The organism is Streptomyces sp. NPDC002734 (genome assembly GCF_040295685.1).
Lineage (GTDB): Bacteria > Actinomycetota > Actinomycetes > Streptomycetales > Streptomycetaceae > Streptomyces.
The window spans coordinates 13,751-39,448 of the sequence record NZ_JBEOVU010000027.1 but is presented as its reverse complement, the minus strand read 5'-3'; the positions used below and the strand labels follow the sequence as shown (position 1 = coordinate 39,448).

The following is a 25,698-nucleotide window of genomic DNA, read 5'->3' as shown; positions in this document are numbered from 1 at the left end:
TCGAAGGACTCGTATGTCCCCGATGGATTCCGCCTTCCTGTCCGCCCGGCGTGCCCGGCGTGCCCGGCGCGACCGCTGCCCGGGCGTGCTGCGCCCCTGGCAGGCCGAGGACGGTCTCCTGGTCCGGCTGCGCCTCATCGGCGGCCGCCTGCCCACGGAGTCCCTCACCGCCCTCACCGCCGTCGCCGAACGCCACGGAGACGGCCGCGTCCACGTCACGGGCCGCGCCAACCTCCAGATACGGGCCCTGCCCAGCAACCAGGGCCGCCTCGGCAGCGCCGTCCTCGACGCCGTCGAAGCCACCGGCCTGCTGCCCTCGCGCACCCACGAACTCGTCAGGAACGTCATGGTCTCCCCCCGCACCGGTGTCAAAGGCGGGCGCGCCGACCTCGGCCCGGTGGCGGCCGAACTCGACCGGCTGCTGTGCGCCGAGCCCTGCCTGGCCGGTCTGCCCGCACGCTTCCTGTTCGTCCTCGACGACGGCCGGGGCGACCTGATCACCCGCACCTGCGACCTCGGCCTGGTGGCCCTGGACGACGGCACCGCGCAGCTGCGCGTCGGCGACGGCTGGGGCGCCCGCGTCCCGCTGTCCGAGGCCGCGCCGGCCCTGACCGGGCTCGCCCGGCGCTTCATGGACGCCCGGGGCATCGGCCCCACCGCCCCCTGGCACGTCGTCGAACTGCCCGAACCCCTCGGCGAGTCGGCCGCCCCGGACCCAGGACTGCCGAGCCCCGAACCACCCCTGCCACCAGGCCCGCTGCCCGAGGGAGGACGGCACGTGCCCGTACCCGAATCCGGGCTCGGCTCCGAGGACGTCGCCCGGCTCGTCGAGGAGGCCCACGCGGCGGGCGCCACCGAACTCACCGTCACCCCCTGGCGCGGCGTGATCGTCCCGGGAGCCGCCGCATGAGCGCCACCACCGCATCCGGGCGCCCCGTCGAGCCCCGCAGGCCCGGCCGGCACTACGACTACCTCGCCGACGGCCCGGCCATCTACGTCGACTCCTTCGCCACCATCCGCCGCGAGGCCCGCCTGGACCACGTCCCCGCCGAGGCGGAACGTCTCGCCGTGCGGATGATCCACGGCGCCGGCCAGGTCGACCTCGCCGACGACCTGGTGATCCACCCCGAACTGGTGCCCGCCGCGCGCACCGCCCTGCGCTCGGGCGCGCCCATCCTCTGCGACGTCACCATGGTCGCCACCGGAGTCACCCGCGGCAGACTCCCACGCGACAACGATGTCGTCTGCCTGCTCGGCGACGAGCGGGTGCCCGCTCTCGCCCGCCGCTGGGGCACCACCCGCACCGCCGCCGCCGTCTCCCTCTGGGAACCGCTGATGGAGGGCGCCGTGGTCGCCGTCGGCAACGCGCCCACCGCCCTGTTCCACCTGCTGGAGATGCTCGTCGACGGGGCGCCCCGCCCCGCGGCGATCGTGGGCTGCCCGGTCGGCTTCATCGGCGCCGCCGAGTCCAAGCAGGCCCTCACCGAACTCGCCGGAACCCACGGCATCGACATCCCGTACGTCACCGTCCACGGCCGCCGCGGCGGCTCCGCCATGACGTCGTCGGCCCTCAACGCACTCGCCAAGGAGGAGGAGTGACCGGACGTTTCCACGGAGTCGGCGTCGGCCCCGGCGACCCCGAACTGATCACTCTCAAGGCGGCCCGGCTGATCGCCTCCGCCGACGTGGTCGCCTATCACGCGGGCCGCGGCAAGGAGTCCAACGCCCGCCGCATCGCGGCCTCGCTCATCCCGGACACCGCGGTCGAGGAGCGGCTGACCTATCCGGTCACCACCGGCGCCACCGATCACCCCGGGGGTTACACGGGCGCCCTGGCCGACTTCTACGAGGAGTCCGCCACCCGGCTCGCCGCCCACCTCGAGGCCGGACGCGACGTCGTGCTGCTCTCCGAGGGCGACCCGCTGTTCTACGGGTCGTACATGTACATGCACGACCGGCTCGCCGAGCGGTTCGAGACGCAGATCGTGCCCGGCGTCCCGGCGTTCGCCGCCGCCGCGGCCGCCGCCGCGGCCCCGCTCTCCCGGCAGACCGACGTGCTCACCGTGCTCCCGGGCACCCTGCCCGAACCGGAGCTCGCCCGCAGGCTCGCCGACACCGACGCCGCCGTCGTGATGAAGCTGGGACGCACCTTCCCGGCCGTGCGCCGCGCGCTGGAGGCGGCGGGGCGGCTCGACCACGCGGTCTACGTCGAACGCGCCTCGATGGAGGGCGAACGGCGCCTGCCCGTGGCCGAGGTGGACCCGTCCACCGTGCCGTACTTCTCGCTGATCCTCGTCACCGGCGACAGCCGCAACGGGGCCCGCTCACGCACCCCCGGGGAACAGGCCGCGTCCCTCACGGGATCCGCACCGGACGGTGTCGTCTCCGCGACGCCGGCCTCGCCGGCCTCGGCAACCTCGGCGGCCGAGTTGCTGGTCGTCGGCCTGGGCCCCGGCCCCGATGCCTGGCTGACCCCCGAGGCGTCCGCCGCGCTCGCCGAGGTCGACCACGTCGTCGGCTACGGCCCCTACGTCGACCGGGTCCCCCAGCGTGCCGGCCTGACCAGACACGCCTCCGGTAACACCGTGGAGCTCGAACGCGCACGCCTGGCCTTGGAGTTGGCCGCACGGGGCGAGCGCGTCGCGGTGGTCTCCGGCGGGGACGCCGGGGTCTTCGGCATGGCCACCGCCGTCTTCGAGGCCGCCGAGGACCCGGACCTGCGGCACGTGCCGGTGCGGGTGCTGCCCGGTGTCAGCGCCGTCCAGGCCGTCGCCGCACGGGCCGGCGCGCCCGTGGGCGGCGACTTCGCGGTCGTCAGCCTCTCCGACCGGCTCAAGCCGTGGGACGTCGTCGAACGCCGCCTGCACGCCGTCGCCGAGGCCGACCTGGCGCTGGCCGTGTACAACCCCGCCTCCCGCTCCCGCACGGAACAGATCGCCACTGCGCGCCGCGTCCTGCTGGAGCACCGCGCGCCGGAGACCGTCGTCGTGGTCGGCCGGGGCGTCGGACGGCCCGGCGAGTCGCTCACCGTCACCACGCTCGGCGAACTCGACCCCGCGACCATCGACATGCGCTGCCTGCTGATCGTCGGCGCCTCCGGCACCCGCGTCTCGGCGTCGGGCCGGGTCTGGACACCGAGGTGGGTGAAGCCGTGACCGTCCACTTCGTCGGCGCCGGCCCCGGCGCCGCGGACCTGCTCACCGTCCGGGCGGTGCGCCTGCTCGCCGCGGCCGGAACGGTGCTCTACCCCGGCACCTACCTGGACCCGCTGGTCCTCGACCACTGCGCGCCCGGCGCCGAACTGGTCGACACCCAGCGGCTCGACCTGGACCGGATCACCGAGCACCTGGTCGACGCCCACCGGCAGGGCCAGGAGGTCGTCCGCCTGACCTCCGGCGATCCCTCGCTGTACTCGGCGCTCGCCGAGCAGACCCGCCGCCTGGACGCCCACGGCGTCCCCTGGGACGTCACCCCCGGCGTCCCCGCCTACGCCGCCGCCGCGGCCGTGGCGGGGCGGGAGCTGACCGTCCCGCTGCTCGCCCAGTCCGTGGTCCTCACCCGCACCCGGGCCCGGTCGACCGCGATGCCCGCGACCGAGTCGCTGGCCGCGTTCGCCGCCACCCGGGCCACCCTGGTGCTGCACCTGGCCATCACCCGGATCCGCGAACTGATGGAGGAGCTGACGCCCGAGTACGGCCCCGACTGTCCGGTGGTGGTGGTCCACCGGGCCAGCCAGCCGCAGGAGTCGGTGCTGCGCGGCACCGTCGCGGACATCGCCGACGCGGTGGAGACGGCCGGCCTGCGGCAGGCCGCCGTCATCCTGGTGGGCCGGGCGCTCGACCCGGCCCCCGGCGGCGAGTCGTTCCTCTACGACCCGGCCCGCCCTCGCCTCAGCCCACCGTCAGGCTCCACTGGGTGACCGTCCGCGCCGGCGTCCAGCCGGTGAACGAACCGATGGGCGCCGTCGTCTCCACCGCCAGGCGGGTCAACTCCCCGCCGTGGCGGCGGTAGGCGTCCGCGAGCAGCGTCTCCGTCTCCAGCGTCACCCCGTGCACCACCAGCCGGCCGCCCGGCCGCAGCGCCCCCAGACATGCCTCCAGGACGCCTGGCCGGGTGGCCCCGCCACCGATGAACACCGCGTCCGGCGCGGCCAGTCCGGCCAGCGCGTCCGGGGCCCGCCCGGTCACCACCCGCAGCCCCGGCACGCCCAGCCGGCCCGCGTTACGGGCGACGCGGGCGGCGCGTCCGGCGTCCGCCTCCACGGCGGTGGTGACACAGGTGGGGTGCGCCCGCATCCACTCGATGCCCACCGATCCGGCGCCCGCGCCCACGTCCCACAGGTGCTGTCCCGGCGCGGGCGCCAGCCGTGCCAACGCCGAGGCCCGAAGGTCACGCCGGGTCAGCTGGCCGTCGTTCTCGAACGCGTCGTCCGGCAGCCCCGCCACCAGACCGTGGGCCGGCGGCCCCGCGAGCTCCAGAGCCAGCACGTTCAGGGCCGGCGCCTCGCCGGGTGGCGAGGCCAGCCAGTCGTCGGCCGTGCCCGACAACCGCGACTCGAGGTCCGTGCCCAGGTCGCCGAGCACCGTCACCACGCTCCGCCCGTATCCCGCGCCCGCCAGCAGCGCCGCCACCGCGGTCGGGGTCGCAGCGTCGGAGGACAGCACCAGCACCCGGTGCCCGGGCGCCAACTCCCGCAGCAGCAACCGCGGATCACGGCCCACCAGCGTCACCACGGCGCACCGCTCCGACGGCCAGCCCATGCGGGCCCGCGCCAACGCCACCGAGGAAACCGCCGGTTCGACGTCCACCGAGCCGACTCCCAGCAGATCGACGAGGGTCGTGCCGATACCGGACACCAGCGGGTCGCCCGAGGCCAGCGCCACCACCCGCGCCCCGCCCAGCGACGCCAGCAGCGGGGGCAGGCCCTCGCGCAGTGGCGAGGGCCACGCCTCACGGCGCTGCCCGGTCACCTCCGGCAGCATCGCCAGATGCCGCCGCCCGCCCAGCACCACCTCCGCCTCCAGCACCGTGCGTCGCAGCCGCTCGGGCAGCGAGGGCCAGCCGTCGGCGGTCACGCCGACGACGGTGATCCGGGAAGCGGCGGCCTGGGAGACGGTGTTCGTGGAGGCGGTGTTCGTGGAGGCAGGGGGAGGGGGCGTGCCGATCGTCATGCCGGTGACGCTATCGTGGTCCATCACAGGCACGAGGTGCCCCTACGGCCCAGCCATCGGAAACGGTGAGGACGGCCGGCGGGGAGAATCTGGGAAGCCCGGTGAGATTCCGGCACAGGCCCGCTGCGGTGAACCGAGCCTCGCTCACGAGGACTCGGCAAGTCCGAAGACCGGCCTCGCGCCCGCCCCCATACGGATGGCGAAACGAGCGGGAGCCTCACATGCCATTGGTGCGTTCGCACTACCCCTTTTCCGCGATCGTCGGCTGCGACGCCGGCGAACTCGACGACCTCGGCCTCTCCCTGGTCCTGACCGGCATCTCGCCCGCGATCGGCGGCGTCCTCGTCCGCGGCGAGAAGGGCACCGCCAAGTCGACCGCCGCCCGCGCGCTGGCCGCCCTGCTGCCGCCCGTGGACGTCCACCCCGAGGACCGCTTCTCCACGGACCCCGCCGACCCCGACGACGCCTCGCCGGACGGCCCCTTCGCGGCTGGCGCCCCGGTGGAGAGCCGCCCGGTGCGGCTCGTCGAACTCCCCGTGGGCGCCACCGAGGACCGCGTCCTCGGCTCCCTGCACCTCGAGAAGGCCCTCGCGCACGGCAAGGTGGCCTACGAGCCCGGTCTGCTGGCCCGCGCCCACCGCGGCATCCTGTACGCCGACGAGGTCAACCTCCTCCCCGACCACCTGGTCGACCTGCTGCTGGACGCCGCCGCCACCGGGCGGGTCACCGTCGAACGCGACGGGTTCTCCGTGGAGCACTCCGCCCGGTTCCTGCTCATCGGCACCATGAACCCCGAGGAGGGCGAGCTGCGGCCGCAGCTCCTCGACCGGTTCGGCCTCACCGTCGAGGTCGCCGCGCCTCGCGATCCCGCGCCCCGTGCCGAGGTGGTGCGGCGGCGGATGGCCTACGACGCCGACCCGGCCGGCTTCGCGGCGCGCCACCGTCCCGCCGAACAGGCCCTGGCGGCCCGGGTGGCCGCGGCCCGCGAGCGGCTCGGCCAAGTCCTCCTCCCGGACACCGCGCTCACCAAGATCGCCGAGATATGCGCCGCGTTCGACGTGGACGGGCTGCGCGCCGACATCGTCACCGCCCGCACCGCGGTGGCCCACGCCGCCTGGGCCGGCCGGACCACCGTGACCCGCGCCGACATCCGCCGCGCCGCCCGGCTCGCCCTGCCGCACCGGCGCCGCCGCAACCCCTTCGACGCGCCCGGGCTCGACGAGGACCTGCTCGACCGGATCCTGGGCGACGACGAACTCCCACCGGACCCGCCGCCCTCCCAGCCCCCGGCCGACGAGGGCCCGGACGGGGCGGGCGACGACGGACCAGGCGACGACGGACTCGGGGAGGACGCACCCGGGGAGAACGACGCGCGCGAACCGGGGGCGACAGGAGGCGGCGCCGAAGGCGGTCAGGCCCCCGACGACGCCACCCCGAAGGCCCCGGAGCCCGCCGCCGGACCGGACGACTCCCCGGACGCGGACGCCGACCGGACGCCTGCCGCACCCCCCGGCCGGGGAGCCGCGCAGGACACCACCGTCAAGGCCACCGCCCCCTACCGCCCGCGACTGCTCACCGTCCGGGGCACCGGCGAGGGCACCGACGGCCGCCGCAGCCGCGCCCTGGGAAGCCGGGGCCGCCGGGTCGGCGTCGCCCGGCCCGGCCAGGACGCCGGGGGCTCCCTGCACCTGGTCGAGACGGTGCGCGCGGCGGCGGCCCGCACCCGGACCGGCCGCGCCGACGGCCCGCTGCGGCTGCGCGGCGAGGACCTGCGCACCGCCGTCAGGGAGGGCCGCGAGGCCAACCTGATCCTCTTCTGCGTCGACGCCTCCGGTTCCATGGCGGCCCGCAAGCGCATGAGCCAGGTCAAGACCGCCGTCCTCTCCCTGCTCCTCGACGCCTACCGCCGCCGCGACAAGGTCGGCCTGATCACCTTCCGCGGGCAGCACGCCGAACTCGCCCTGCCCCCCACCCACTCGGTGGACATCGCCGCCGCCCGCCTCGACGACCTTCCGGCCGGCGGCCGCACGCCCCTCGCCGAGGGACTGCTGGAGGCCGCCCGCGTCGTCGCCCGCGAACGCCGGCGCCACCCGCGGTTGCGTCCCCTGCTGGTCGTCGTCACCGACGGCCGCGCCACCGGTGGCAAGGACGCCGTCGCCCGCTCGCTGCGGGCCGCCGACCAGGTCGCCTCCCTCGGCGTCAGCGCCGTGGTGGTCGACAGCGAGTCCGGCCCCCTGCGGCTCGGCCTGGCCGCCGGCCTGGCCGCCCGCCTGCACGCCGACCACCTGCCCGTCCGCGAGGTCAGCGCCGACGCGCTGAGCACCGCCGTCCGAGAGAGGGCCGCCTGATGCCCCAGGGACAGCCGACCGTCGTGCCCGACGACGGACTCACCACCCGCCAGCGCCGTAACAAGCCCCTCCTGGTCGTCCACACCGGCGACGGCAAGGGCAAGTCCACCGCCGCCTTCGGCCTCGCCCTGCGCGGCTGGAACCAGGGCTGGAACATCGGGGTCTTCCAGTTCGTCAAGTCCGCCAAGTGGCGCATCGGCGAGCAGACGGTCTTGGAGCGCTTGGGCCGGCTCCACGCGGAGACCGGCGAGGGCGGTCCCGTCGAGTGGCACAAGATGGGCTCCGGCTGGTCCTGGACCCGCAAGCACGGCGACGCCGAGGACCACGCCACGGCCGCCGCCGAGGGCTGGGCCGAGATCAAGCGGCGCCTGGCCGAGCAGACGCACGACCTGCTGGTCCTCGACGAGTTCACCTACCCCCTCGCCTGGGGCTGGATCGACGTCGAGGACGTCGTCACCGCCCTGCGCGAGCGCCCCGGCCGCCAGCACGTGGTGATCACCGGACGCCGGGCCGCCCCGCAACTGCTCGAGGCCGCCGACCTGGTCACCGAGATGACCAAGGTCAAGCACCCCATGGACGCGGGGCAGAAGGGCCAGCGAGGCATCGAATGGTGACGCACGCCCGGCCCGGACCCTCGCCGGCCCCGCACGGCACCCCGCCCGTGCCGCTGCCCCGGATCATGATCGCCGCCCCGATGACCGGTCAGGGCAAGACCACCGTCGCCACCGGCCTGATGGCCGCGCTGCGCGCCGCGGGCCACACCGTCAGCGGTCACAAGACCGGCCCCGACTACATCGACCCCGGCTACCACGCCCTCGCCACCGGCCGCCCCGGCCGCAACCTCGACCCCCACCTGGTGGGGGAGGAGCGCGTCGCGCCGCTCCTGCTGCACGGAGCCCGCGGCGCCGACGTCGCCGTGGTCGAGGGCGTGATGGGCCTGCACGACGGGCGGATCGGCACGGACGGCTTCGCCTCCACCGCCCACGTCGCCGCCCTCACCCACACGCCGGTCGTCCTGGTCGTCGACGTCTCCCGGATGTCCCGCTCGGCCGCGGCGATCGTCGAAGGCATGGCCTCCTGGGACCCCGCCGTCGACGTCGTCGGCGTCATCCTCAACAAGGCCGGCTCCGAGCGCAACGTCGCCGAGATACGCCGCTCCCTGCGGCTGCCTGTGCTCGGCGTCGTGCACCGCGACGAGGAGATCGGCGCGCCCTCCCGCCACCTCGGGCTCGTCCCCGCCGCCGAACGCGAGGACTCGGCCCGCGCCGTCCGCCGGCTCGGCGAGCGGATCGCCCGGGACGTCGACGTCGACGCCGTCCTCGCCCTGGCCCGCAGCGCACCGCCGCTGGACGCCGTGGCCTGGAACCCGGCCGACGAGGTCACCGCGCCGCCCGGCGGCGAACGCCCCGTCGTCGCCGTGGCCGGCGGCCGCGCCTTCACCTTCCGCTACACCGAGACCGAGGAACTCCTGACCGCCGCGGGCTGCGAGGTCGTCGCCTTCGACCCGCTGACCGACCCCGCCCTGCCCCCCGGCACCCGTGGCCTCTACCTCGGCGGCGGCTTCCCCGAGGTGTACGCCGCCGAACTCGCCGCCAACGCGGCTTTGTTGACTTCCGTCCGGCAGGCTGTCCGGGACGGCCTGCCCACGGTGGCCGAATGCGCAGGCCTGCTCTACCTCACCGAGACCCTCGACGACATCCCCATGGCCGGCGTGCTCCCCGCCCAGGCCGCGATGACCGGACGCCTCACCCTGCGCTACCCGCACGCGACCTCGCCCGGCGACACCCTCCTGACCAGGGCGGGGGAGCGGGTCACCGGGCACGAGTTCCACCGCACCCGCACCGCCCCCGGCGCCTGCGCCACCACTCCCGCCTGGGAGATCGACGGCCGCCCCGAGGGCTTCGCCTCACCGACGCTGCACGCCTCCTACCTGCACGTCCACTGGGCCGGACACCCCCGGCTCGCCCAGCGGTTCGCCGACGCCGTCCACCGCGCGGGCGCGTCCGCCGCCCCGCGACCCGGCGGCCCTGCCGCCTGGGACCCACTGCGTCACCACGGCGACTCCGAGGCCCGCGGCGGACTTCTCGACCTCGCCGTCAACGTCTACCCGGGCGAGCGCCCCGACTGGCTCGACCGCGCGCTGCACGACAGCATCGCCGACGCCGCCGCCTACCCCGACGCCGAACCCGCCCGCCGGGCCGTCGCCCGCCGCCACCACCGGCCCCCGCAGGAGGCGCTGCCCACCGCGGGCGCCGCCGAGGCGTTCACCCTCGTCGCCCGCCTGCGCCCCTGGCGGCGCCCGGTGGTCGTCCACCCGCAGTTCACCGAGCCCCACGCCGCCCTCGAACAGGCCGGACACACCGTCACCAGCGTGTTCTGCCGCCCCGAGGACGGCTTCGCCCTCGATGCGGCCGCAGTCCCCGAGGACGCCGACCTCGTCGTCATCGGTAACCCCACCAACCCCACCGGCGCCCTCCACCCGGCGGCCACGCTGCGTGCGCTGCGCCGCCGTGGCCGCCTGATCGTCGTCGACGAGGCCTTCATGGACGCCGTCCCCGGCGAGCCGGAGTCCCTCGCCGACGAGCGCGCCGAAGGGCTGCTGGTGATCCGCAGCCTCACCAAGCACTGGTCGATCCCCGGCATACGCGCCGGCTACGTCGTCGGCGACCCGGCCGTCGTGCGGGAACTGGCCCGCGCCCAGACCCCCTGGTCGCTGTCGTCGCCCGCCGTCGCCGCCACCGTCGCCTGCACCGCCCCTGAGGCGCTCCCCGAGGCCCGTGCCCGGGCCGAACAGCTCGCCGTGTGGCGGGAGTTCCTCCAGGACGGGCTGGCCGCCGCCGGGGTGCCGTTCACCCCCTCCAGCGGCCCCTTCGTCCTCGCCCGGCCGGGGGAGGGGCTGCACGGCCTGCTTCGCGAGCACGGCGTCGCCGCCCGGCGCGCCGACACCTTCCCCGGCCTGGACGCCTCCTGGATCCGCCTCGCGGTCCGGCCGCCGGAGACCACCCGCCGCTTCCTCGACGCCCTCGCGGAGGTGCGGGCATGCGCCGCTCCCGCGTGACCGCCTCCCCGGCGAGCACCCGCGCGGCCGGTCTCCTCCTGGGGCACGCCGCCGACCGGTTCCTGGGCGACCCGCGCCGTTTCCACCCGGTCGCCGGCTTCGGCACCGTCGCCGGGGCCCTCGAACGGCGCCTGCACGCCGACTCCCGCGCCCGGGGCGCCGCCTACACCGCGCTGCTGGTCGGCGGCGCCGCGGCCCTCGGCGTCGCCGCCGAACGGGCCGCCGCCCGCCGTCCCGTGACCCACGTGGCCGTCACCGCCCTGGCCACCTGGGCCGTCCTCGGCGGACGCTCCCTGGAACGCGAGGCGTCCGCGGTCCACGCCCGCCTCGCCGCCCCCGACCTGCCCGCCGCCCGCCGCCGGCTCCGATCCCTGGTGGGCCGCGACACCACCACCCTGGACGAGGGACAGGTCGCCCGGGCCGTCGTCGAGTCCGTCGCCGAGAACACCTCCGACGCCGTGGTCGCCCCCCTCGTCTGGGGCGCCCTGGCCGGCGTCCCCGGCCTGATCGCCTACCGGGCCGCCAACACCCTCGACGCCATGGTCGGCCACCGCACCCCCCGCCACGTGCGCTTCGGCTGGGCCTCCGCCCGCCTCGACGACCTCCTCAACCTGCCCGGCGCCCGCCTGGCCGGCCTGCTCACCGCCGCCACCTCGCCCAACGGCCCCACCGCGCCCCTGGTTGCCTGGCGCCGCGACGCCGCCGGCCACCCCAGCCCCAACGCGGGCGTCGTCGAGGCCTCCTTCGCCGGCGCCCTCGGCCTCACCCTCGGCGGCACCAACCACTACGCCTCCGGCACCGAACACCGCCCGACCATGGGCGACGGCGCACCCCCCACCCCACCCGACATCCCCCGCGCCACCACCCTGGCCCGCCGCGTCGGCCTCAGCGCCGCCCTCGCCGCGGCGGCATTCGCGGCGGCACGGACCTCTGCCCGACGCGAGAGCACGAGCGACTCGCCGACCCGGGCGTGACCGGTACCGAGGAGAAGCAGATGCGGTTGCGCGACGTCGCACCGGACGACCTCGGCGCGTACATCAGGATGCGCTGCGATCCCGTCATGATGGCGGACCTGGGCGGCCCCCTGCCGCGGGAGGGGATGGCGGACAAGGTCCGTCGCGACGCCCGGGAGGCGGCGGACGACATCGCGTGGCTGAAGATGATCGTCCCTGACGGGGCCGGTCCCGAAGTGGTGGCCGGGACCGTGACCATCTGGTCCCACGAGAGTGGCGACGGGCCGATGTCCGAGATCGGCTGGATGGTCCTGCCCGAATGGCAGGGCCAGGGCCTCGGCAAGCGAGCCGTCCGCGCCCTGCTGGAAGAGGCCAGGGACCAGAACCGCTGGGGCCCGGTGCACGCCTTCCCGGCCGTGGACAACGCGGCGTCCAACGGCATCTGCCGCTCCGTCGGGTTCCGCCACCTCCGTGAGGCCGACATCAGCTTCGCGGGACGGGTCCTCAGGACCAACCACTGGGTGATCGACCCGGGCAGGGACCTGCGCCGGGAGCGTGACGCCGACCGTCCGGCACGGACCGGGCGGCCGGGGGACGCCACGCCCCCGCGCCGCGGGTCCGGGCCGGGCGGCTGCTAACGTCCGAAGCCATGGACGACAGCGTGTACACGGGCAACGCCGGCCAGGACGCGGCCCTCGACCGGGGCTGGCTGCTCGGGCACTTCAAGGAGCCGGGCGACCCGCGACACAGCGAGGCCCTGGAGATCAAGTGGGGCGTCCACCCCCGGGGCGACCGGCGGGCCCAGTGGGTGCGCGGCGAGAAGCGCACCGCACTGCAGGTGCTCGTCAGCGGGCGGTTCCGGGTCGAGTTCCCCCACCGCAGCGTCGTGCTGGAGCGGCAGGGGGACTACGTCGTGTGGGGCGAGGGCGTGGACCACTCCTGGGTCGCGGAGGAGGAGTCGGTGGTGCTCACCGTGCGCTGGCCCTCCGTCCCCGGCTACGCGGTGCCCGCGGCCGGGGAGGCGTGAGCGCAGGACCGGTCAGCCGGCCGCCGCACGAACCCAGGCGAACGCCTCGGCCACGTCGTGGACCACCGGCACACCCGCCGCGCCCGGTGGCCGCCTGACGACCACCACGGGCACGCCGAGCTCGCGCGCGGCCTCCATCTTCGGCCAGGTGTACGTGCCCCCGGAGTCCTTGGTCACCAGCACGTCCGCGCCGTGCTCACGGAACAACTCCCGCTCACCGTCAAGGGAGTAGGGGCCCCGGCTGGTCACCAACCGCCACGCGGGAGGCAGTTCGAGGTCCGGGACGTCAACGACCCGCGCCAGCACGGCAGTCGACGCCAGAGTCGGCACGAACCGGCGCAGCTCCTGCCGCCCCACCGTCACGAAGGGCCGCACCCCCAGCCGAGCCGCACACCCCGCGGCCTCCTCGTGCGAGGAGACGTACGACCACGCCGGATCCGGCTCCCACCCCGGCCGCTCGAGCCGCAGCAGCGGCACCCTCGAACTCCCGCACGCCGCCTCGGCGTTGGCGCTCATCCCCTGTGCGAACGGATGCGTCGCGTCGACCACCGCGTCGAAGCCGGCGAGCGCCGACCGCAGCCCGGGCACGCCGCCGAAGCCGCCGATCCGCACCTCGCCCACCGGCAGCCGGGGCCGGGCCACCCGGCCCGCCAGCGAGGTCGTCACGTCGATCCCGGCGTCCACCAGCAGCGCTGCCAGCTCCCGCGCCTCCGAGGTCCCGCCCAGCAGCAGCAGCCTCACCGCACACCTCCGGGCGGCAGCACCGGAAGCGAGGCCGGAGCCCCGTCGCGGGCCAGCGCGACCAGCGCGTCGACGTCCAGGTGCTCCTCCGCCAGGTCGGCCAGGCCCTCGATCCGGGCCTCCCGCGCCTTCGCGAACCGCACGCCCGAGGGCGCGCACCCCAGCGCCGCGCCGAGGAACGCCGACCGGAAGGCGTCGCCCTCCAGGCTGCCGTGCCACATCGTCCCGAACACGTTGCCCGCCCGGGCCCCACCCAGGAACTCCTCGGCCCCGTCGCCCACGGTGATCCGACCGTGGTGGATCTCGTAGCCGGACGCCGGCGCCCCCAGCGCCGAACCCTCCGGCAGCCGCAGCGTCTTCTCCGCCGAGAAGTCCGTCCGCACGTCGAGCAGCCCCAGCCCCTCCGCGGACGCGCCCGGCTCCGCCTCGACGCCCTCCGGGTCGGCGACGACCCGCCCCAGCATCTGGAAGCCCCCGCAGACCCCCAGCACCGGCCGCCCCCGCCGGACGTGCTCCACCACCGCCCGGTCCAGGCCACGCGAGCGCAGCCACGCCAGGTCCGCCAGCGTCGAGCGGGTCCCCGGCAGCACCACCAGGTCGGCGTCCGACAGGTCCCCGGGCCCCGACGCGAACACCACGTCCAGGTCCGGCTCCAGGCCGAGCGCGTCCACGTCGGTGAAGTTGCTGACCCGCGGCAGCCGCACCACGGCCACCCGCCGCACCGCGTCCCCGCGCGCCCGGCGGCCCTCCAGGTCGAGGGCGTCCTCCGAGTCCAGCCACAGTCCCGGGTCCCACGGCAGCACACCGAACACCCGGCGCCCGGTGAGCCGTTCCAGGTCCTCAAGCCCCGGCCGCAGCAGACCCACGTCACCGCGGAACTTGTTGACCACGAACCCGGCCATCAGCGCCTGGTCGGCCGGCTCCAGCAGCCCCACCGTCCCGTACATCGAGGCGAACACCCCGCCCCGGTCGATGTCGCCGACCACCACCACCGGCAGCCCGGCGTGCCGCGCCAGCCCCATGTTCACGTAGTCGCCGGCCCGCAGGTTGATCTCGGCGGGGCTCCCCGCGCCCTCGGCCACCACCACGTCGTACCGGGCGGCCAGGTCGTCGTAGGCGGCGTGCGCCGCCCGCGCCAGATGACGGCGCCCCGCCTCCCAGTTCGACGAGGAGACGTTCCCGGCCGGCTGCCCCATCAGCACCACATGGCTACGCCGGTCGGTGCCCGGCTTCAGCAGCACCGGGTTCATGGCCGGCTCGGGCACCGCCCGCGCCGCCACCGCCTGCACCCACTGGGCGCGCCCGATCTCGGCCGTCGCCCCGTCCCGGCCCCGGCACACCATCGAGTTGTTCGACATGTTCTGGGCCTTGTACGGCGCCACCCGCAGCCCCCGCCGGGCGAACGCCCGGCACAGCGCCGTCGTCACCACGCTCTTCCCGGCGTCCGAGGTGGTTCCCGCCACCAGCAGCCCGCTCACGCCACCGCGCCCTTCCTCAGCAGACACACGTCCATCACCCACCCGGCCGCCCGACGCGCCCGCTCCCGCGCCCGCAGGATCTCTGGCAGCACCTCCCCGACCCGCCCGGCCACCAGCTCCTCGCCGTCCGCGCCGAGATTGGCCCCCCACCACACGGACCAGTCCGCCAGCCCCTCGAACCGCGGCTGAGCGCCCAGCATCACCACGATGTTCTCCTGACCCTCCGCGACCGCGGCCGCCAGCCGGCGGGCCGTCGTCACATGCACCGGCCGCCCCACCTCGTGCAGCACCATGCGATGGCGCGCCGCCAGCAGCTGCGGCGCGCTCACCCCGGGCAGTACGTCGTACTCCACCGGCACCACGCCGCGCGCGGCGATCCGCTCCACGATCCGCACCGTGGAGTCGTACAGCGAGGGATCGCCCCACACCAGGAAGGCCGCCGTCCCCCCGCGCGCGGCCAGCACCCCCTCGTAGGCGGCGACCCGCGCCTCGTGCCAGGCCGCCACCGCCCCCGGATAGTCCTTCGGGTCACGCCGGTCACGCTCCGGGTCCGGCACCTCCACCAGCTCCACGCCGTGCGCCTCGCACACCACGCGGCGCGCCTCCAGCAGCCCGTCGTCCTCCGCCTTGCGGGCGGCCACCGCGTAGTCGCAGCCCCGCAGGGCCTCGACGACCTCGGCGGTCAGGTGCCGCGGCCCCATGCCGATGCCCAGGATCCGCACCCTCACCGCGGCGCTCACTCGGACCGCTCCTCCAGCTCGCCCTCGACCTCCAGGTACACCTCGGCCATCGCCCGCAACGTCTCCGGATCCGGCTCCGCCCACAGGCCGCGGTCCGCCGCCTCGTGCAGCCGCTCCACTATGCCGTGCAGCGCCCACGGGTTGGAGCGCCGCAGGAACTCCTGCGTCTCCTCGTCCAGGACGTACTCGGCGGCCAGCTTCTCGTACATCCAGTCGTGCACCACGCCGGCCGTCGCGTCGAACCCGAAGAGGTAGTCGACCGTCGCCGCCAGCTCGAACGCGCCCTTGTAGCCGTGGCGCCGCATCGCCGCGATCCACCGCGGGTTGACCACCCGGGCGCGGAACACCCGGGCCGTCTCCTCGGCCAGCGTCCGGGTGCGCACCGCGTCCGGCGTGGTCGAGTCGCCCACGTACGCCCTGGGGTCGGAGCCGGTCAGCGCCCGGACCGTGGCGATCATGCCGCCGTGGTACTGGAAGTAGTCGTCGGAGTCCGCGATGTCGTGCTCGGCGCTGTCGATGTTCTTCGCCGCCACCTTGATCCGGCGGTAGTTGGCCCGCATGTCGTCCGCCGCCGGCACGCCGTCCAGGCCGCGGCCGTAGGCGAAGCCGCCCCACGCCGTGTACACCTCGGCGAGATCGCGGTCGTCGCGCCAGCTGCCCGACTCCACGAGCTGCAGGATCCCGGCGCCGTAGGATCCCGGCTTCGAGCCGAAGATGCGGGTGGTGGCCCGGCGCTCGTCACCGTGCACCGCCAGGTCCGCCCGGGCGTGCGCCCGCACGAAGTTGCGCTCCTCCGGCTCGTCCAGCACGGCGACCATCCGCACCGCGTCGTCCAGCATCGCCACCACGTGCGGGAAGGCGTCGCGGAAGAAGCCGGAGATGCGGACCGTGACGTCGATCCGGGGACGCCCCAGCTCCTCCAGGGGCACCACCTCGAGCCGCGACACGCGACGGGACGCCTCGTCCCACTCGGGCCGCACGCCCAGCAGCGCCAGCACCTCCGCCACGTCGTCGCCCGAGGTCCGCATCGCCGACGTGCCCCACACCGACAGGCCCACCGACTCCGGGTAGCTCCCGGTGTCCGCCAGGTGCCGCTCCACCAGCGAGCGCGCCATCGCCTGACCGGTCTGCCAGGCCAGCCGCGACGGCACCGCCCGCGGGTCCACGGTGTAGAAGTTGCGTCCGGTCGGCAGCACGTTCACCAGCCCGCGCAGCGGCGAACCCGACGGCCCGGCCGGCACGAACCCGCCCGCGAGGGCGTGCACCACGTGGTCCAACTCCTCGGTGGTACGGGCCAGTCGCGGCACGACCTGCTCGGCGGCGAACTCCAGCACCCGCCGCACCTCCGGGTCGTAGTGCAGGGCCGCGGCGGCCGCCGGGTCCCAGCCCGCGGCCTCCATCCGCTCCACCAGCTCCCGGGCCCGCGCCTCGACGCCGTCGACCACGGCCGAGGCGTCGTCGCCCTTGAGGCCCAGCGCCGCCCGCAGTCCCGGCACGGCACCGCCGACGCCGCCCCACACCTGGGCCGCCCGCAGGATCGCCAGCACCAGGTTGACCCGGGCCTCACCGGCCGGGGCCTCGCCCAGCACATGCAGGCCGTCGCGGATCTGCGCGTCCTTGATCTCGCAGAGCCAGCCGTCGACGTGGAGCAGGAAGTCGTCGAACTCCTCGTCGTCCGGGCGCTGTTCCAGACCCAGGTCGCGGTGCAGTTCCGCCGCGCGCATCAGCGACCAGATCTCGCCCCGCACCGCCGGCAGCTTCGCCGGGTCCATGCTCGCGATGTTCGCGTGCTCGTCCAACAGCTGCTCCAGGCGCGCGATGTCGCCGTAGGACTCGGCGCGCGCCATCGGCGGGATCAGGTGGTCCACGACGGTGGCGTGCGCACGCCGCTTGGCCTGCGCGCCCTCTCCCGGGTCGTTCACCAGGAACGGGTAGACCAACGGCATCCCGCCCAGCGCGGCGTCGGTGGCGCAGGCCGCCGACAGCGCGGCGTTCTTGCCCGGCAGCCACTCCAGCGACCCGTGCTTGCCCAGGTGGACGACGGCGTCCGCGCCGAAACCGTTCTCCAGCCAGCGGTACGCGGCCAGGTAGTGATGACTCGGCGGCAGCGACGGGTCGTGGTAGATCGCCACCGGGTTCTCCCCGAAGCCGCGCGGCGGCTGCACCAGCACCACCACGTTGCCCGCCCGCAGCGCGGCCAGCACGATCTCCCCGGCCTCGTTGACGAACAGCCGGCCCGGAGCCGGGCCCCAGGCCTCGGTCATCGCGTCCCGCAGCACGGACGGCACGCCGGCCGTCCACGCCGCGTACTCCTCGGCGGTGATCCGCACGTGGGCGTCGGTGAGCTGGCCGGAGGTCAGCCACTCCTCGTCCTGGCCGCCGGCGGCGATCACCGCGTGGATCAGCGCGTCCCCGGCCTCCTGGTCGTCGGGCAGGTCGAGGCCCGGCAGGTCGCCCTCCGCGCCCAGGTCGTAACCCTCCGCCCGCAGCCGCCGCAGCAGCCGCACCGCGGAGCGGGGGGTGTCGAGACCGACCGCGTTGCCGATGCGGGAGTGCTTGGTCGGGTAGGCCGACAGCACCACGGCGACGCGCTTCTCCCCGTTCGGCACGTGCCGCAGCCGGGCGTGGTTGACCGCGATGTCCGCCAGCCGAGCGCACCGCTCGGGGTCCGCGACGTAACGCGGCAGGCCGTCCCGGTCGATCTCCTTGAAGGAGAACGGCACCGTGATGATCCGCCCGTCGAACTCCGGGATGGCGATCTGGCTCGCCGAGTCCAGCGGCGTGACGCCGTCCTCCGACGCCGCCCACTCCTCACGGGAACTCGTCAGGCACAGCCCTTGCAACACCGGGACGTCCAGGGCGGCCATCCGCTCCACGTCCCAGGCCTCGTCGTCGCCGCCCGCACTCGCCGACGCCGGGACGCTGCCGCCCGCCGCCAGCACCGTCACCACCAGCGCGTCGAAACCGGCCAGCGCCTCGTACAGCTCGTCCGGCGCCGACCGCAGCGAGCCGGCGAACACCGGCACGCCCACGGCACGACCGGTGGCGTCCACCGCGTCGGCCAGGGTGTGCGCGAACGCCGCGTTGCCGCCCGCCTCATGGGCCCGGTAGTAGAGGATCCCGACCTTGGGCAGAGGACCGTCGCCGGTCGCCGTGCCCCGGCCCTCCCGCGCCGCGAACCCCCACAGCGGCACCGCCTCCGGAGGCTCGAAGCCCTCGCCGGTGAGCAGCACGGTGTCGGAGAGGAACGCGTGCAGCCGTCGCAGATTGGCCGGCCCGCCCTCCGCGAGATACCGGTGGGCGTCGGCCGCCACGCCGACCGGCACCGTCGAGTGTTCCATCAGCTCGGCGCTCGGCTGGAGCTCACCGCCCAGCACCACCAGCGGCGTACCCCGCTCACGGACGGCCGCGAGCCCCGGCCACAGGTCGTGCGGAGACCCCAGCAGCCGCACCACCACCAGGGCGGCGCCGTCGACCACGGCGGAGAGTTCCTCGTCGGAGGCCCGGGACGGATTGGCCCACACGTACGCGGCGCCACTGGCCCGCGCGGAGAGCAGATCGGTGTCGGACGTGGACAGCAGCGCAACAGGCACGGTCAAGGCCGTGATCCTCCCTCGGGGTTCTCGCCCCGTACGACGGTCGGACGACCCGTGGCCAGTGTCTGGCTGCGTCCCCGAACGGGGAACGTCACAGTGGCGGAACCGCCCCGGAATCGCACCGGGTTCCTGCACCACGGGAAGTGGCCCTCACCCTATCCGGGTGACCGCCCGCCGCGCACCAGGGCCCCTTCCCACCGCGCACCATGCCCCTGTCCGCCGCGGACCAGGACCTCTCCGCGCCGCGCACCGGGGCGCCTGCCCCACGCGCGGTCGGGGCCCTCCGCCTCGGCGCCCGCGGCCTCAGCCGCCCGCCTCACGCCCCGCCCGCCCCACGCGCCGTGCCCCTACGCGCCGCCCGCTCGGGCCACCCGCGAGACGGTCTCCCGCAGTCCCTCCAGGTACCGCTCCATGCTCCGCAGCGCCGGCCCGGTGTCCGGATACCGCGCGGCGAACTGCAGCCCCTCGTGCACGCGGCTCACCCACACGCACACCTGATCCCCGTACGACACCCGCAGCAGCCCGTACGCGTGCAGCTCGTCCCACCTCTCCGAGCCCGGCACCCCACGCCCGTCGACGAACGACACGATCGAGTACAGGTCGGGGGAACGCGGCCGGAACTCCGCGCCCAGCAGCCGCAGCACCCGGGCGATCGGCATCCGCGCCAGCTTCCGGTTCCCCCGCAGCGCCGCCCGCACCCGCCGCAGCGCCTCCTCGAACCCGGCCCCGTCGGAGAGGTCGACCTCGATGGGCACCCCGCCCACGTACCAGCCCACGGAGTCCTGCCACCGCGACTGCGCCCGGGTGTGGAAGGGCACCACCGTCCGGTACACCGACGTGCCCGCGATCTCCCGCACCAGCACCGCCGTCGCGGCCAGCACGCCCACCAGGCTTCCGCCGAACGGCCGGCAGTACGCCTCGAACCCCGCCGCGTCCTCCGCCCCGACCAGTGTGTCCTGCAGCAGCTTCTGCGTCGGGAGCTTGCCCTCCACGGCGTCCAGGCCGAGGTCCACCGGGAAGTTGGGCAGCTGCCCGTCGCACCGCGAGACGAACTCGCGCCACCGCGCCACGATCTCGTGACCGTCGTCGACCCGGTCCGCGTCCGCCCGCTCGGCCTCGCAGAAGTCCACGTAGCTGCCCGCCGGAGGCTGTGCCACCGTCCGGCCCTCGACGGCCGCGGCGTAGAACTCGTGGACCTCGGCCGGGATCCGGTGCAGCGAGTAGGCGTCCACGTTGCTGTGGTCGAAGGCCATGTACACACTGGTGCAGTCCGGCCGGACCACCGCCGCGTAGAGGAAGTTCGGCCAGTCCAGGGCGTCCGCGGCGACGTCGAACCGGTCCTGCAGGTGGGCGACGAGCCGCTGCGCGTCGTCGAAGGCGCCCACCACCTCGCGGCGCAGTCGCACCGCCCCGGCCCCGAGGGTGAACCGCCGCATCACGCCCTGGTCCCAGCGGAACCCGCTGCGCAGCGTCTCGTGCCGCAACGTCCAGTCGTGCAGCGCCCGTTGCAGTGCCTCCAGGTCGACCGTGCCGGGGATGTCGAACGCCGCGCCGACCCAGGTCGGCACGAACAGGCCGTCCTCCCGCACCGACCGCGCCGTCCTGATGTGCGACTCCTGCACGTAGGCGGGTGGCCGGGAGTCCTCCGGCAGGCCGGCGGCCGCCTCGACCGTGTCCGGACTGAGCGTCCATTCGACGAGCAGTCCGGGGCGCACGTCGCACCGCTGAATGTCGGTCACTCGCACCGGGGCGTTTCCCTTCGTAGGGGGCGGAGAAGGCGGAACCTCGCGTCGGCCCGTTCACCGGCCCGGCTCCCGACGGCGAACACGAGCCCTCGTCCCCGCCGACCGCCTCCGAAGCCTCGTCCGCCCGGGCTTCTTCGACGCATGCCCAACGAGGCGGCCGAGAGCGAGGAAACGGGTCGGGCCGCGGGCGCGACCGCGGCCCGCGGTGGCGCGTGTGTCCCCGGCGCCCCCAAAACCCCGTCCGGCGTGGGAAGTTCGCCGCGGGCTCCCGCCGGACCGACGACCCGGGAGTCACCACTTGTCCACCTGCTCCGACCGCTTCCTGCACCTTGTTCGGGGCGACCGTGATCGACCTCGACCCGGCCATGGCGCAGTCGGAGACGATGCGATGCCCACGCAGACCCGGACGGGTCGACAGCTCGAACGTCTCCGACCGGTGCGGCTGGTGCGCAGAGCTCTTCGGCGCCGACTCCAGCGCGCTGGTGACCACTGCGGCGACCTGCGCATCGGTCACCGTTCGGGGGCCCGACGACCGCCCACCGGCACAGGTGTGTTCCCGGAGCACCTCCCCTTCCCGCGCCCCGAGCGGCCAGTGTGGTGGCGAGGCCGTTGACGTCGGAGAGCGGAGGAAGACCGTGAACGCGCAAGTCGTCGCCAGCCACCGGACGCGCGAAGACGTCCACCTGGTCGGCCATGGGCGCGACGACTTGGGTGCGGTGCTCTTCTCGTCGTTGCGCCGCAGTGATCAGAGGCTGAGGGCCCGGCAGTATCTGGGCGGCCTGCTGGCGGCCCAGGGGCGCAAGTCGATCCGCAACATCGCCACTCTCACCGGCGGGGCTGCGGTGGAACAGAGCCTGCACCACTTCATCAGCAGCTCCACCTGGGACTGGTCGCCCATCCGTGCGGCACTCGTCGAGCAGGTCGAGCAGGTTCTTGCGCCGCGGGCCTGGGTGGTGCGGCCGCTGTTCATCCCCAAGGCCGGAGACCACTCGGTGGGGGTGGAGCGACAGCTCGTCCCGGAGCTCGGGCAGGAGGCCAACGGACAGCTGGCCTTCGGCACCTGGGCGGTGGGCGAGAAGGCCGCAGTCCCGGTCCGGTGGCGACTGCGTCTGCCCGAATCCTGGCTGGAGGACCCGCGCAGGCGCCGCCGGGCGGAGATACCCGACGACGCCGAGGCGGAGACGCCGGACGAGTGCGCGACGACGACGGCGCTGACCGCGCTGCGCCGGTGGAGGGAGATGGGGCGCCCCGTCCTTCTGGACGCCCGGGTGAGCGGCCTCAGCCGGCTCGTGCGGCCGTTCGTCGCGGCGGGGGTCCCCCTACTCACCCGGGTGCGGGCGGGCACCCGGCTGATCGTGGCGGACCCGGCGGTGCCCGGACACCGGGCGGGAGCGATCCCCGCTCACCGCATCCTGGAATCGGTGCGGAGCCTGCGCCGTCCGCTGGGGACCGCCACGGGGCCCGTTCACCCGCTTGCCCTCGTGTCGACGGTCAGGGTGCGACTCGCCGAGTCGGGGTTCCCGACCGAACTGCTGCTGATCGGTGAGTGGCACGACGACGGGCGGACGCCGACCGCGCTGTGGCTGTCGGCTCCGTCGGGAGCGACGGACGGTGACATGGTCCGGGCCACCCGGCTGGCCGGGAGGGTCGCGCGGGACGAGAAGCAGATCGGCCAACAGGTGGGCCTGCGGGACTTCGAGGGGCGCTCGTTCCGAGGCTGGCACCGTCACATGACCTTGGCCTCGGTCGCCCACTCGGTGTCGGCGCTGGAGCGGCCCGACGCGCTGGACGCTCGGACGCGTCAGATCTGCGCCTGATCCGGACGGCCGGAAACCGCGCCACGGGCCTGGCGGTCGGTGGCGTCCCGGTGCTGCAGGGTCCGCCGCGTGCGGTGCAGCCGGAGGGCGAGCTGGATCTCGAGGGCGCGTTCAGGGGTCTGCCAGGCGGGCCCGAGGAGCTCCGTGATGCGCTCCAGCCTCCTGGAGACCGTGTTGGGATGGACGTGGAGCTTCGACGCGGCGCGCGTCGGGCTGGAGGAGGAGGCGAAGTACGCCTCGAGTGTGCGCGTGAACTCGGTGAACCGCTGGCTGTCGTAGTCGATTACCGGGCCGATCACGGATTCGATGTAATTGCCGACGCCATGGGTCTCGGAGAGCAGGACTCCCAGGAAGCCCATCTGCTGAGGGGTGGCGACACAGCCCAGGTTGCCCAGCTCGGTGAGCGCCTCCAGGCAGCTGAGGGCTTCGCGGTGTGCCCTGGCCACAGCCTCCGGGCCGGAGACCGGCCCGGCCGCCCCGACCGTCACCGTGTGTCCGAGCAGTGGAGCGAGCTCCGCGGACACGGCGTTGCCGGCGGCGAGCGGGTCCTCACCCGGGACCAGCAGCGTCACACAGCGGTCGACGACCCGCATCAGCCCGGACGTACGATGGGCGTACGACGAGGCCCAGGCCGCGGCACGGCCCTCCGAGCCTCCTTCGGAACGGGCGACCACCATCACGTGGGGTTCGTCGACGGCGATGCCGAGCCGACGGGCCCTCGCGATCAGCTGGGGCGGCTGCGGCCGGATGTCGCTGAGGAGCTCCTCCAGCAGTTCGTCGCGTATCTGGTCGTGTGCGACGACCGAGGTGCGCTGCAGCAACAGAATCAGTGCGACCGCCCGCGCCGTGACCTGCAGCAGCCGCACCCCGAAGCCCTCGGTGAGCGGCTCGTCCGGCGCCAGCACGATCGCCCCGAGGTTCTCCCCGCCGGCGGTGACCGGCGCGACCCAGCCGCCCTGGGGCATGGACACCGGGCAGCCGGCGGCGTGGGCGTCGTAGGTCCACCTGCGGACGTCGTCCTCCTCGAACCGGGGCGGCGTGCCGGTCACGACGACCGCGCGTCCGACGCAGTCCCTGACGATCAGTGACCCGGAGAGCTCCTTGACCGCCGCTTCGGCGAGGGTCTGCGGGTCACAGCCGCTGAGCACCAGGTCGATCAGTCGGATGTAGGCCTTCTCCACGCGCCGCTGTGCGTCCAGACTGCTTCTTGCCCGGGAGCTGTCCCTTTCGAGTTCGGTCACCTCGGCGCGGGTCGCCTCCAGCAGCCGCATGTGCTCGATCGCCACGCCGGCCAGTCTGCCCAGCGAGCGCAGGAGGCTGATTTCGTCCGGAGTGAAGTGCCGTACCTTCCGGTCGGCGCCGTAGAGGGTGCCGAAGATCCTGCTGCCGTGCCCCAGGGGCACCGCCACAATGGCGTGCAGCCCTTCCGCCCGCACCACGGCGTCGATGTCGGGGCCGTGCGGGATGTCGTTGTCCGCCAGGTAGTCGGGAGTCCAGGCAGGCGCCCCGCTCCGCTGGACCAGGCTGCCGAGACCTGAGTCCTCGGTGGTCTTCAGGCCGACGCTGTGCGATGTCGTATCGCCTTCCGCCGTGCGGATGAAGGAAGCCGTGCCCTTCCCGTCCGCGTCGCGCAGACCGATGTACGTCATGTCGAGGTTGAGGAGCCTGCGCGCCCGCCGCACGGTCTCGTGCAGGAGATCGTCCACGCCGTCCACCAGCGTGAGGTCGTGGGCGGCATCGACGAGTGCGGCGAGTCCTGCCTCGCGCTGCTGTGCGTGCCCGATCCGGGCCTGGACGCGAGAGGCCAGCTGCACCGCCTCGTCGAGTTCCACGAGAGCGGCCTCGGAGGCCGCCCCGCGCCTGGCGACGCGCCGCAGTTCCTCGAACCGTGCGGTCGGCGCGCCGGCGGCCAGCAGTTCCAGTACCGCCATCACATCCGGTGAGGCCAAGTCCGGTACGCCCGTCATCAGTTCCCCCGTACATCGCCGTGATCGATCAAATCGGCCCTGGGAAGCGTAAGGTCGCGAACCTCGGGCGGCAACCGACGCAGGCATGTGCGAAAACCCGGCGCCGACGCCCCTGGTGGCCAGGCCACCCCATCGACCGGCCACCTGTGTGACCTGACCACCTGTCATCGGCCCGATACGCTGAGACATGCTCGAAGCCGTACACGAGCAGGACGACGCACGGCCCACCGGGAGTGCCCGGAGGGGCGGCGCCGGTGAGCAGGAGGGGAAGCCCGAGGGGGATGTCCGAGATCAGCAGCTATCTACGTTCGCTCGAGCGCAGTCGTGACTCGATGCGGCCCGAGCACCGTCCCAGGGTCTTCGCTCTGCGGGGGAGGGACTGGGACCTGCTGGAAGGGGTGTTCGCCCCTCTGCACGCGGGCACCACCGAGATCGTCCTGGACCTGCTGGGCCTCTTCGACGCCGGGGCCGCAGGACGGGGCGGCTCCTTCCTCGAGATGGGCTGCGGAACCGGAGTGGTGGCCGTGACCGCGGCCCTCGCGGGATACGAGGAGGTCGTCGCCACGGACATCAACGCCCAGGCCGTGGCGAACGCCGCGCTGAACGCCCGACGGCACGGGGTCGACGACCGGGTCCTCACCGTGCACAGCGACCTCTTCCGGGAACTGCCTGCGGGACAGCGATTCGACACCATCGTCTGGAGCTCGCCGTACGTCCGCGCTCCGGAGGGCTACCGGTTCGGCGTCGACCTGGAACGCGCCTATGTGGACCCCGGATACGCGGCACACCGCAGGTACCTGGCCGAGGCACCGCACAGGGTCACCGACGGAGGCCGGGCACTCCTGCACTTCAGCAGCAGAGGGGACATGGAAGGACTGCACCGGATCGCCGACGAGACGGGGCGCCGGCTGGAGGTGCACCGCAAGCATGCCGTCCTCGATCGGGGCGAGGTGATCGAGCACTACCTCATCGGCATTCTTCCCGGCGAGTCGGCGTAGCCCGGGACCGACGCCGAGCGGAATCGCCGGTCCGGCCGATCCGCGGGCCGCGCGGCACT

The 25,698-nt window shown here is 74.7% G+C and carries 18 protein-coding genes, 1 pseudogene and 2 riboswitches; of the genes and pseudogenes, 12 read left to right on the top strand and 7 right to left on the bottom strand.

Annotated features, from left to right (window positions below; translation table 11 throughout):
* Window positions 1–13 precede the first annotated feature (13 nt).
* Genes ABT026_RS22790 through cobM form a run of 4 tightly spaced genes read left to right on the top strand, consistent with a single transcriptional unit; the run spans window position 14 to window position 3,919 of the window.
* Window positions 14–910, top strand: coding sequence for a ferredoxin-like domain-containing protein (locus tag ABT026_RS22790; protein WP_351116835.1), 897 nt, complete (start codon window positions 14–16; stop codon window positions 908–910).
* A complete protein-coding gene (locus ABT026_RS22785) occupies window positions 907–1,599 on the top strand; it encodes a precorrin-8X methylmutase (protein WP_351116834.1) in 693 nt (230 codons plus the stop codon). Before ABT026_RS22790 ends, ABT026_RS22785 begins: the two co-directional genes overlap by 4 nt.
* On the top strand, window positions 1,596–3,155 hold the full coding sequence (locus ABT026_RS22780) for a precorrin-2 C(20)-methyltransferase (RefSeq protein ID WP_351116832.1): 1,560 nt from the start codon (window positions 1,596–1,598) through the stop codon (window positions 3,153–3,155). Before ABT026_RS22785 ends, ABT026_RS22780 begins: the two co-directional genes overlap by 4 nt.
* Window positions 3,152–3,919, top strand: a complete 768-nt coding sequence (gene cobM, locus ABT026_RS22775; protein WP_351116830.1) for a precorrin-4 C(11)-methyltransferase — start codon at window positions 3,152–3,154, stop codon at window positions 3,917–3,919. The genes ABT026_RS22780 and cobM overlap by 4 nt, the downstream gene beginning before the upstream one ends.
* On the opposite strand, the gene cbiE is transcribed toward cobM, so the two are convergent.
* Window positions 3,891–5,171 carry a precorrin-6y C5,15-methyltransferase (decarboxylating) subunit CbiE gene (cbiE, locus tag ABT026_RS22770; protein WP_351116829.1) on the bottom strand — a complete coding sequence of 427 codons (1,281 nt, stop codon included), beginning with the start codon at window positions 5,169–5,171 and terminating at the stop codon, window positions 3,891–3,893. The genes cobM and cbiE overlap by 29 nt on opposite strands.
* Before the next feature lie 32 nt (window positions 5,172–5,203).
* Window positions 5,204–5,350: riboswitch (cobalamin riboswitch) on the top strand.
* Between the two features lie 42 nt (window positions 5,351–5,392).
* On the opposite strand from cbiE, the gene ABT026_RS22765 reads away from it, so the two are divergent.
* The 6 genes and pseudogenes from ABT026_RS22765 to ABT026_RS22735 all read left to right on the top strand — a co-directional run bounded on the left by ABT026_RS22765 (window position 5,393) and on the right by ABT026_RS22735 (window position 12,557).
* Window positions 5,393–7,519, top strand: coding sequence for a VWA domain-containing protein (locus ABT026_RS22765; RefSeq protein WP_351116827.1), 2,127 nt, complete (start codon window positions 5,393–5,395; stop codon window positions 7,517–7,519).
* Window positions 7,519–8,133 carry a cob(I)yrinic acid a,c-diamide adenosyltransferase gene (cobO, locus tag ABT026_RS22760; RefSeq protein ID WP_351116825.1) on the top strand — a complete coding sequence of 205 codons (615 nt, stop codon included), beginning with the start codon at window positions 7,519–7,521 and terminating at the stop codon, window positions 8,131–8,133. Before ABT026_RS22765 ends, cobO begins: the two co-directional genes overlap by 1 nt.
* On the top strand, window positions 8,127–10,577 hold the full coding sequence (gene cobBC / locus ABT026_RS32195; protein WP_502968032.1) for a bifunctional hydrogenobyrinic acid a,c-diamide synthase/histidinol phosphate aminotransferase CobBC: 2,451 nt from the start codon (window positions 8,127–8,129) through the stop codon (window positions 10,575–10,577). Before cobO ends, cobBC begins: the two co-directional genes overlap by 7 nt.
* Entirely contained in the window at window positions 10,559–11,551 is a 993-nt protein-coding gene (locus tag ABT026_RS22745) for a cobalamin biosynthesis protein (RefSeq protein WP_351116823.1), read from the top strand. The genes cobBC and ABT026_RS22745 overlap by 19 nt, the downstream gene beginning before the upstream one ends.
* A gap of 20 nt (window positions 11,552–11,571) precedes the next feature.
* Window positions 11,572–12,075 (top strand): annotated as a pseudogene (locus ABT026_RS22740) (GNAT family N-acetyltransferase); the annotation flags it as partial.
* 104 nt (window positions 12,076–12,179) lie between these two features.
* Window positions 12,180–12,557: a cupin domain-containing protein gene (locus tag ABT026_RS22735; protein WP_351116821.1), complete on the top strand. Its 378-nt coding sequence runs from the start codon at window positions 12,180–12,182 to the stop codon at window positions 12,555–12,557.
* 12 nt (window positions 12,558–12,569) lie between these two features.
* Here ABT026_RS22735 and ABT026_RS22730 read toward each other — a convergent pair whose 3' ends face one another.
* From ABT026_RS22730 to ABT026_RS22710, 5 genes are all read right to left on the bottom strand, one after another.
* Window positions 12,570–13,298: a cobalt-precorrin-6A reductase gene (locus ABT026_RS22730; protein WP_351116820.1), complete on the bottom strand. Its 729-nt coding sequence runs from the start codon at window positions 13,296–13,298 to the stop codon at window positions 12,570–12,572.
* Window positions 13,295–14,776: a cobyric acid synthase gene (locus ABT026_RS22725; RefSeq protein WP_351116819.1), complete on the bottom strand. Its 1,482-nt coding sequence runs from the start codon at window positions 14,774–14,776 to the stop codon at window positions 13,295–13,297. Before ABT026_RS22725 ends, ABT026_RS22730 begins: the two co-directional genes overlap by 4 nt.
* On the bottom strand, window positions 14,773–15,516 hold the full coding sequence (gene cobF / locus ABT026_RS22720) for a precorrin-6A synthase (deacetylating) (protein ID WP_351116818.1): 744 nt from the start codon (window positions 15,514–15,516) through the stop codon (window positions 14,773–14,775). Before cobF ends, ABT026_RS22725 begins: the two co-directional genes overlap by 4 nt.
* Window positions 15,513–19,109: a cobaltochelatase subunit CobN gene (gene cobN / locus ABT026_RS22715; protein WP_351116947.1), complete on the bottom strand. Its 3,597-nt coding sequence runs from the start codon at window positions 19,107–19,109 to the stop codon at window positions 15,513–15,515. Before cobN ends, cobF begins: the two co-directional genes overlap by 4 nt.
* A 42-nt stretch (window positions 19,110–19,151) precedes the next feature.
* Window positions 19,152–19,266: riboswitch (cobalamin riboswitch) on the bottom strand.
* A 193-nt stretch (window positions 19,267–19,459) separates the two neighbouring features.
* Complete coding sequence (locus ABT026_RS22710; RefSeq protein WP_351116816.1) at window positions 19,460–20,857, bottom strand: condensation domain-containing protein; 1,398 nt, start codon at window positions 20,855–20,857, stop codon at window positions 19,460–19,462.
* Window positions 20,858–21,492: 635 nt separating this feature from the next.
* On the opposite strand from ABT026_RS22710, the gene ABT026_RS22705 reads away from it, so the two are divergent.
* Window positions 21,493–22,674, top strand: a complete 1,182-nt coding sequence (locus ABT026_RS22705; protein WP_351116814.1) for an IS701 family transposase — start codon at window positions 21,493–21,495, stop codon at window positions 22,672–22,674.
* Here ABT026_RS22705 and ABT026_RS22700 read toward each other — a convergent pair.
* Window positions 22,659–24,641, bottom strand: a complete 1,983-nt coding sequence (locus tag ABT026_RS22700) for a helix-turn-helix domain-containing protein (protein ID WP_351116813.1) — start codon at window positions 24,639–24,641, stop codon at window positions 22,659–22,661. The genes ABT026_RS22705 and ABT026_RS22700 overlap by 16 nt on opposite strands.
* Window positions 24,642–24,922: 281 nt before the next feature.
* Here ABT026_RS22700 and ABT026_RS22695 point away from each other — a divergent pair, with 281 nt between their 5' ends.
* Window positions 24,923–25,639, top strand: a complete 717-nt coding sequence (locus tag ABT026_RS22695) for a 50S ribosomal protein L11 methyltransferase (RefSeq protein WP_351116811.1) — start codon at window positions 24,923–24,925, stop codon at window positions 25,637–25,639.
* Window positions 25,640–25,698 lie beyond the last annotated feature (59 nt).

Coding starts and splice junctions, on each gene's coding strand:
- ABT026_RS22785 (WP_351116834.1), top strand. CDS start 907: ATGAGCGCCACCACCGCATCCGGGCGCCCCGTCGAGCCCCGCAGGCCC.
- ABT026_RS22790 (WP_351116835.1), top strand. CDS start 14: ATGTCCCCGATGGATTCCGCCTTCCTGTCCGCCCGGCGTGCCCGGCGT.
- ABT026_RS22745 (WP_351116823.1), top strand. CDS start 10,559: ATGCGCCGCTCCCGCGTGACCGCCTCCCCGGCGAGCACCCGCGCGGCC.
- ABT026_RS22695 (WP_351116811.1), top strand. CDS start 24,923: ATGTCCGAGATCAGCAGCTATCTACGTTCGCTCGAGCGCAGTCGTGAC.
- cobO (WP_351116825.1), top strand. CDS start 7,519: ATGCCCCAGGGACAGCCGACCGTCGTGCCCGACGACGGACTCACCACC.
- ABT026_RS22735 (WP_351116821.1), top strand. CDS start 12,180: ATGGACGACAGCGTGTACACGGGCAACGCCGGCCAGGACGCGGCCCTC.
- ABT026_RS22765 (WP_351116827.1), top strand. CDS start 5,393: ATGCCATTGGTGCGTTCGCACTACCCCTTTTCCGCGATCGTCGGCTGC.
- cbiE (WP_351116829.1), bottom strand. CDS start 5,171: ATGACGATCGGCACGCCCCCTCCCCCTGCCTCCACGAACACCGCCTCC.
- ABT026_RS22700 (WP_351116813.1), bottom strand. CDS start 24,641: ATGACGGGCGTACCGGACTTGGCCTCACCGGATGTGATGGCGGTACTG.
- cobBC (WP_502968032.1), top strand. CDS start 8,127: ATGGTGACGCACGCCCGGCCCGGACCCTCGCCGGCCCCGCACGGCACC.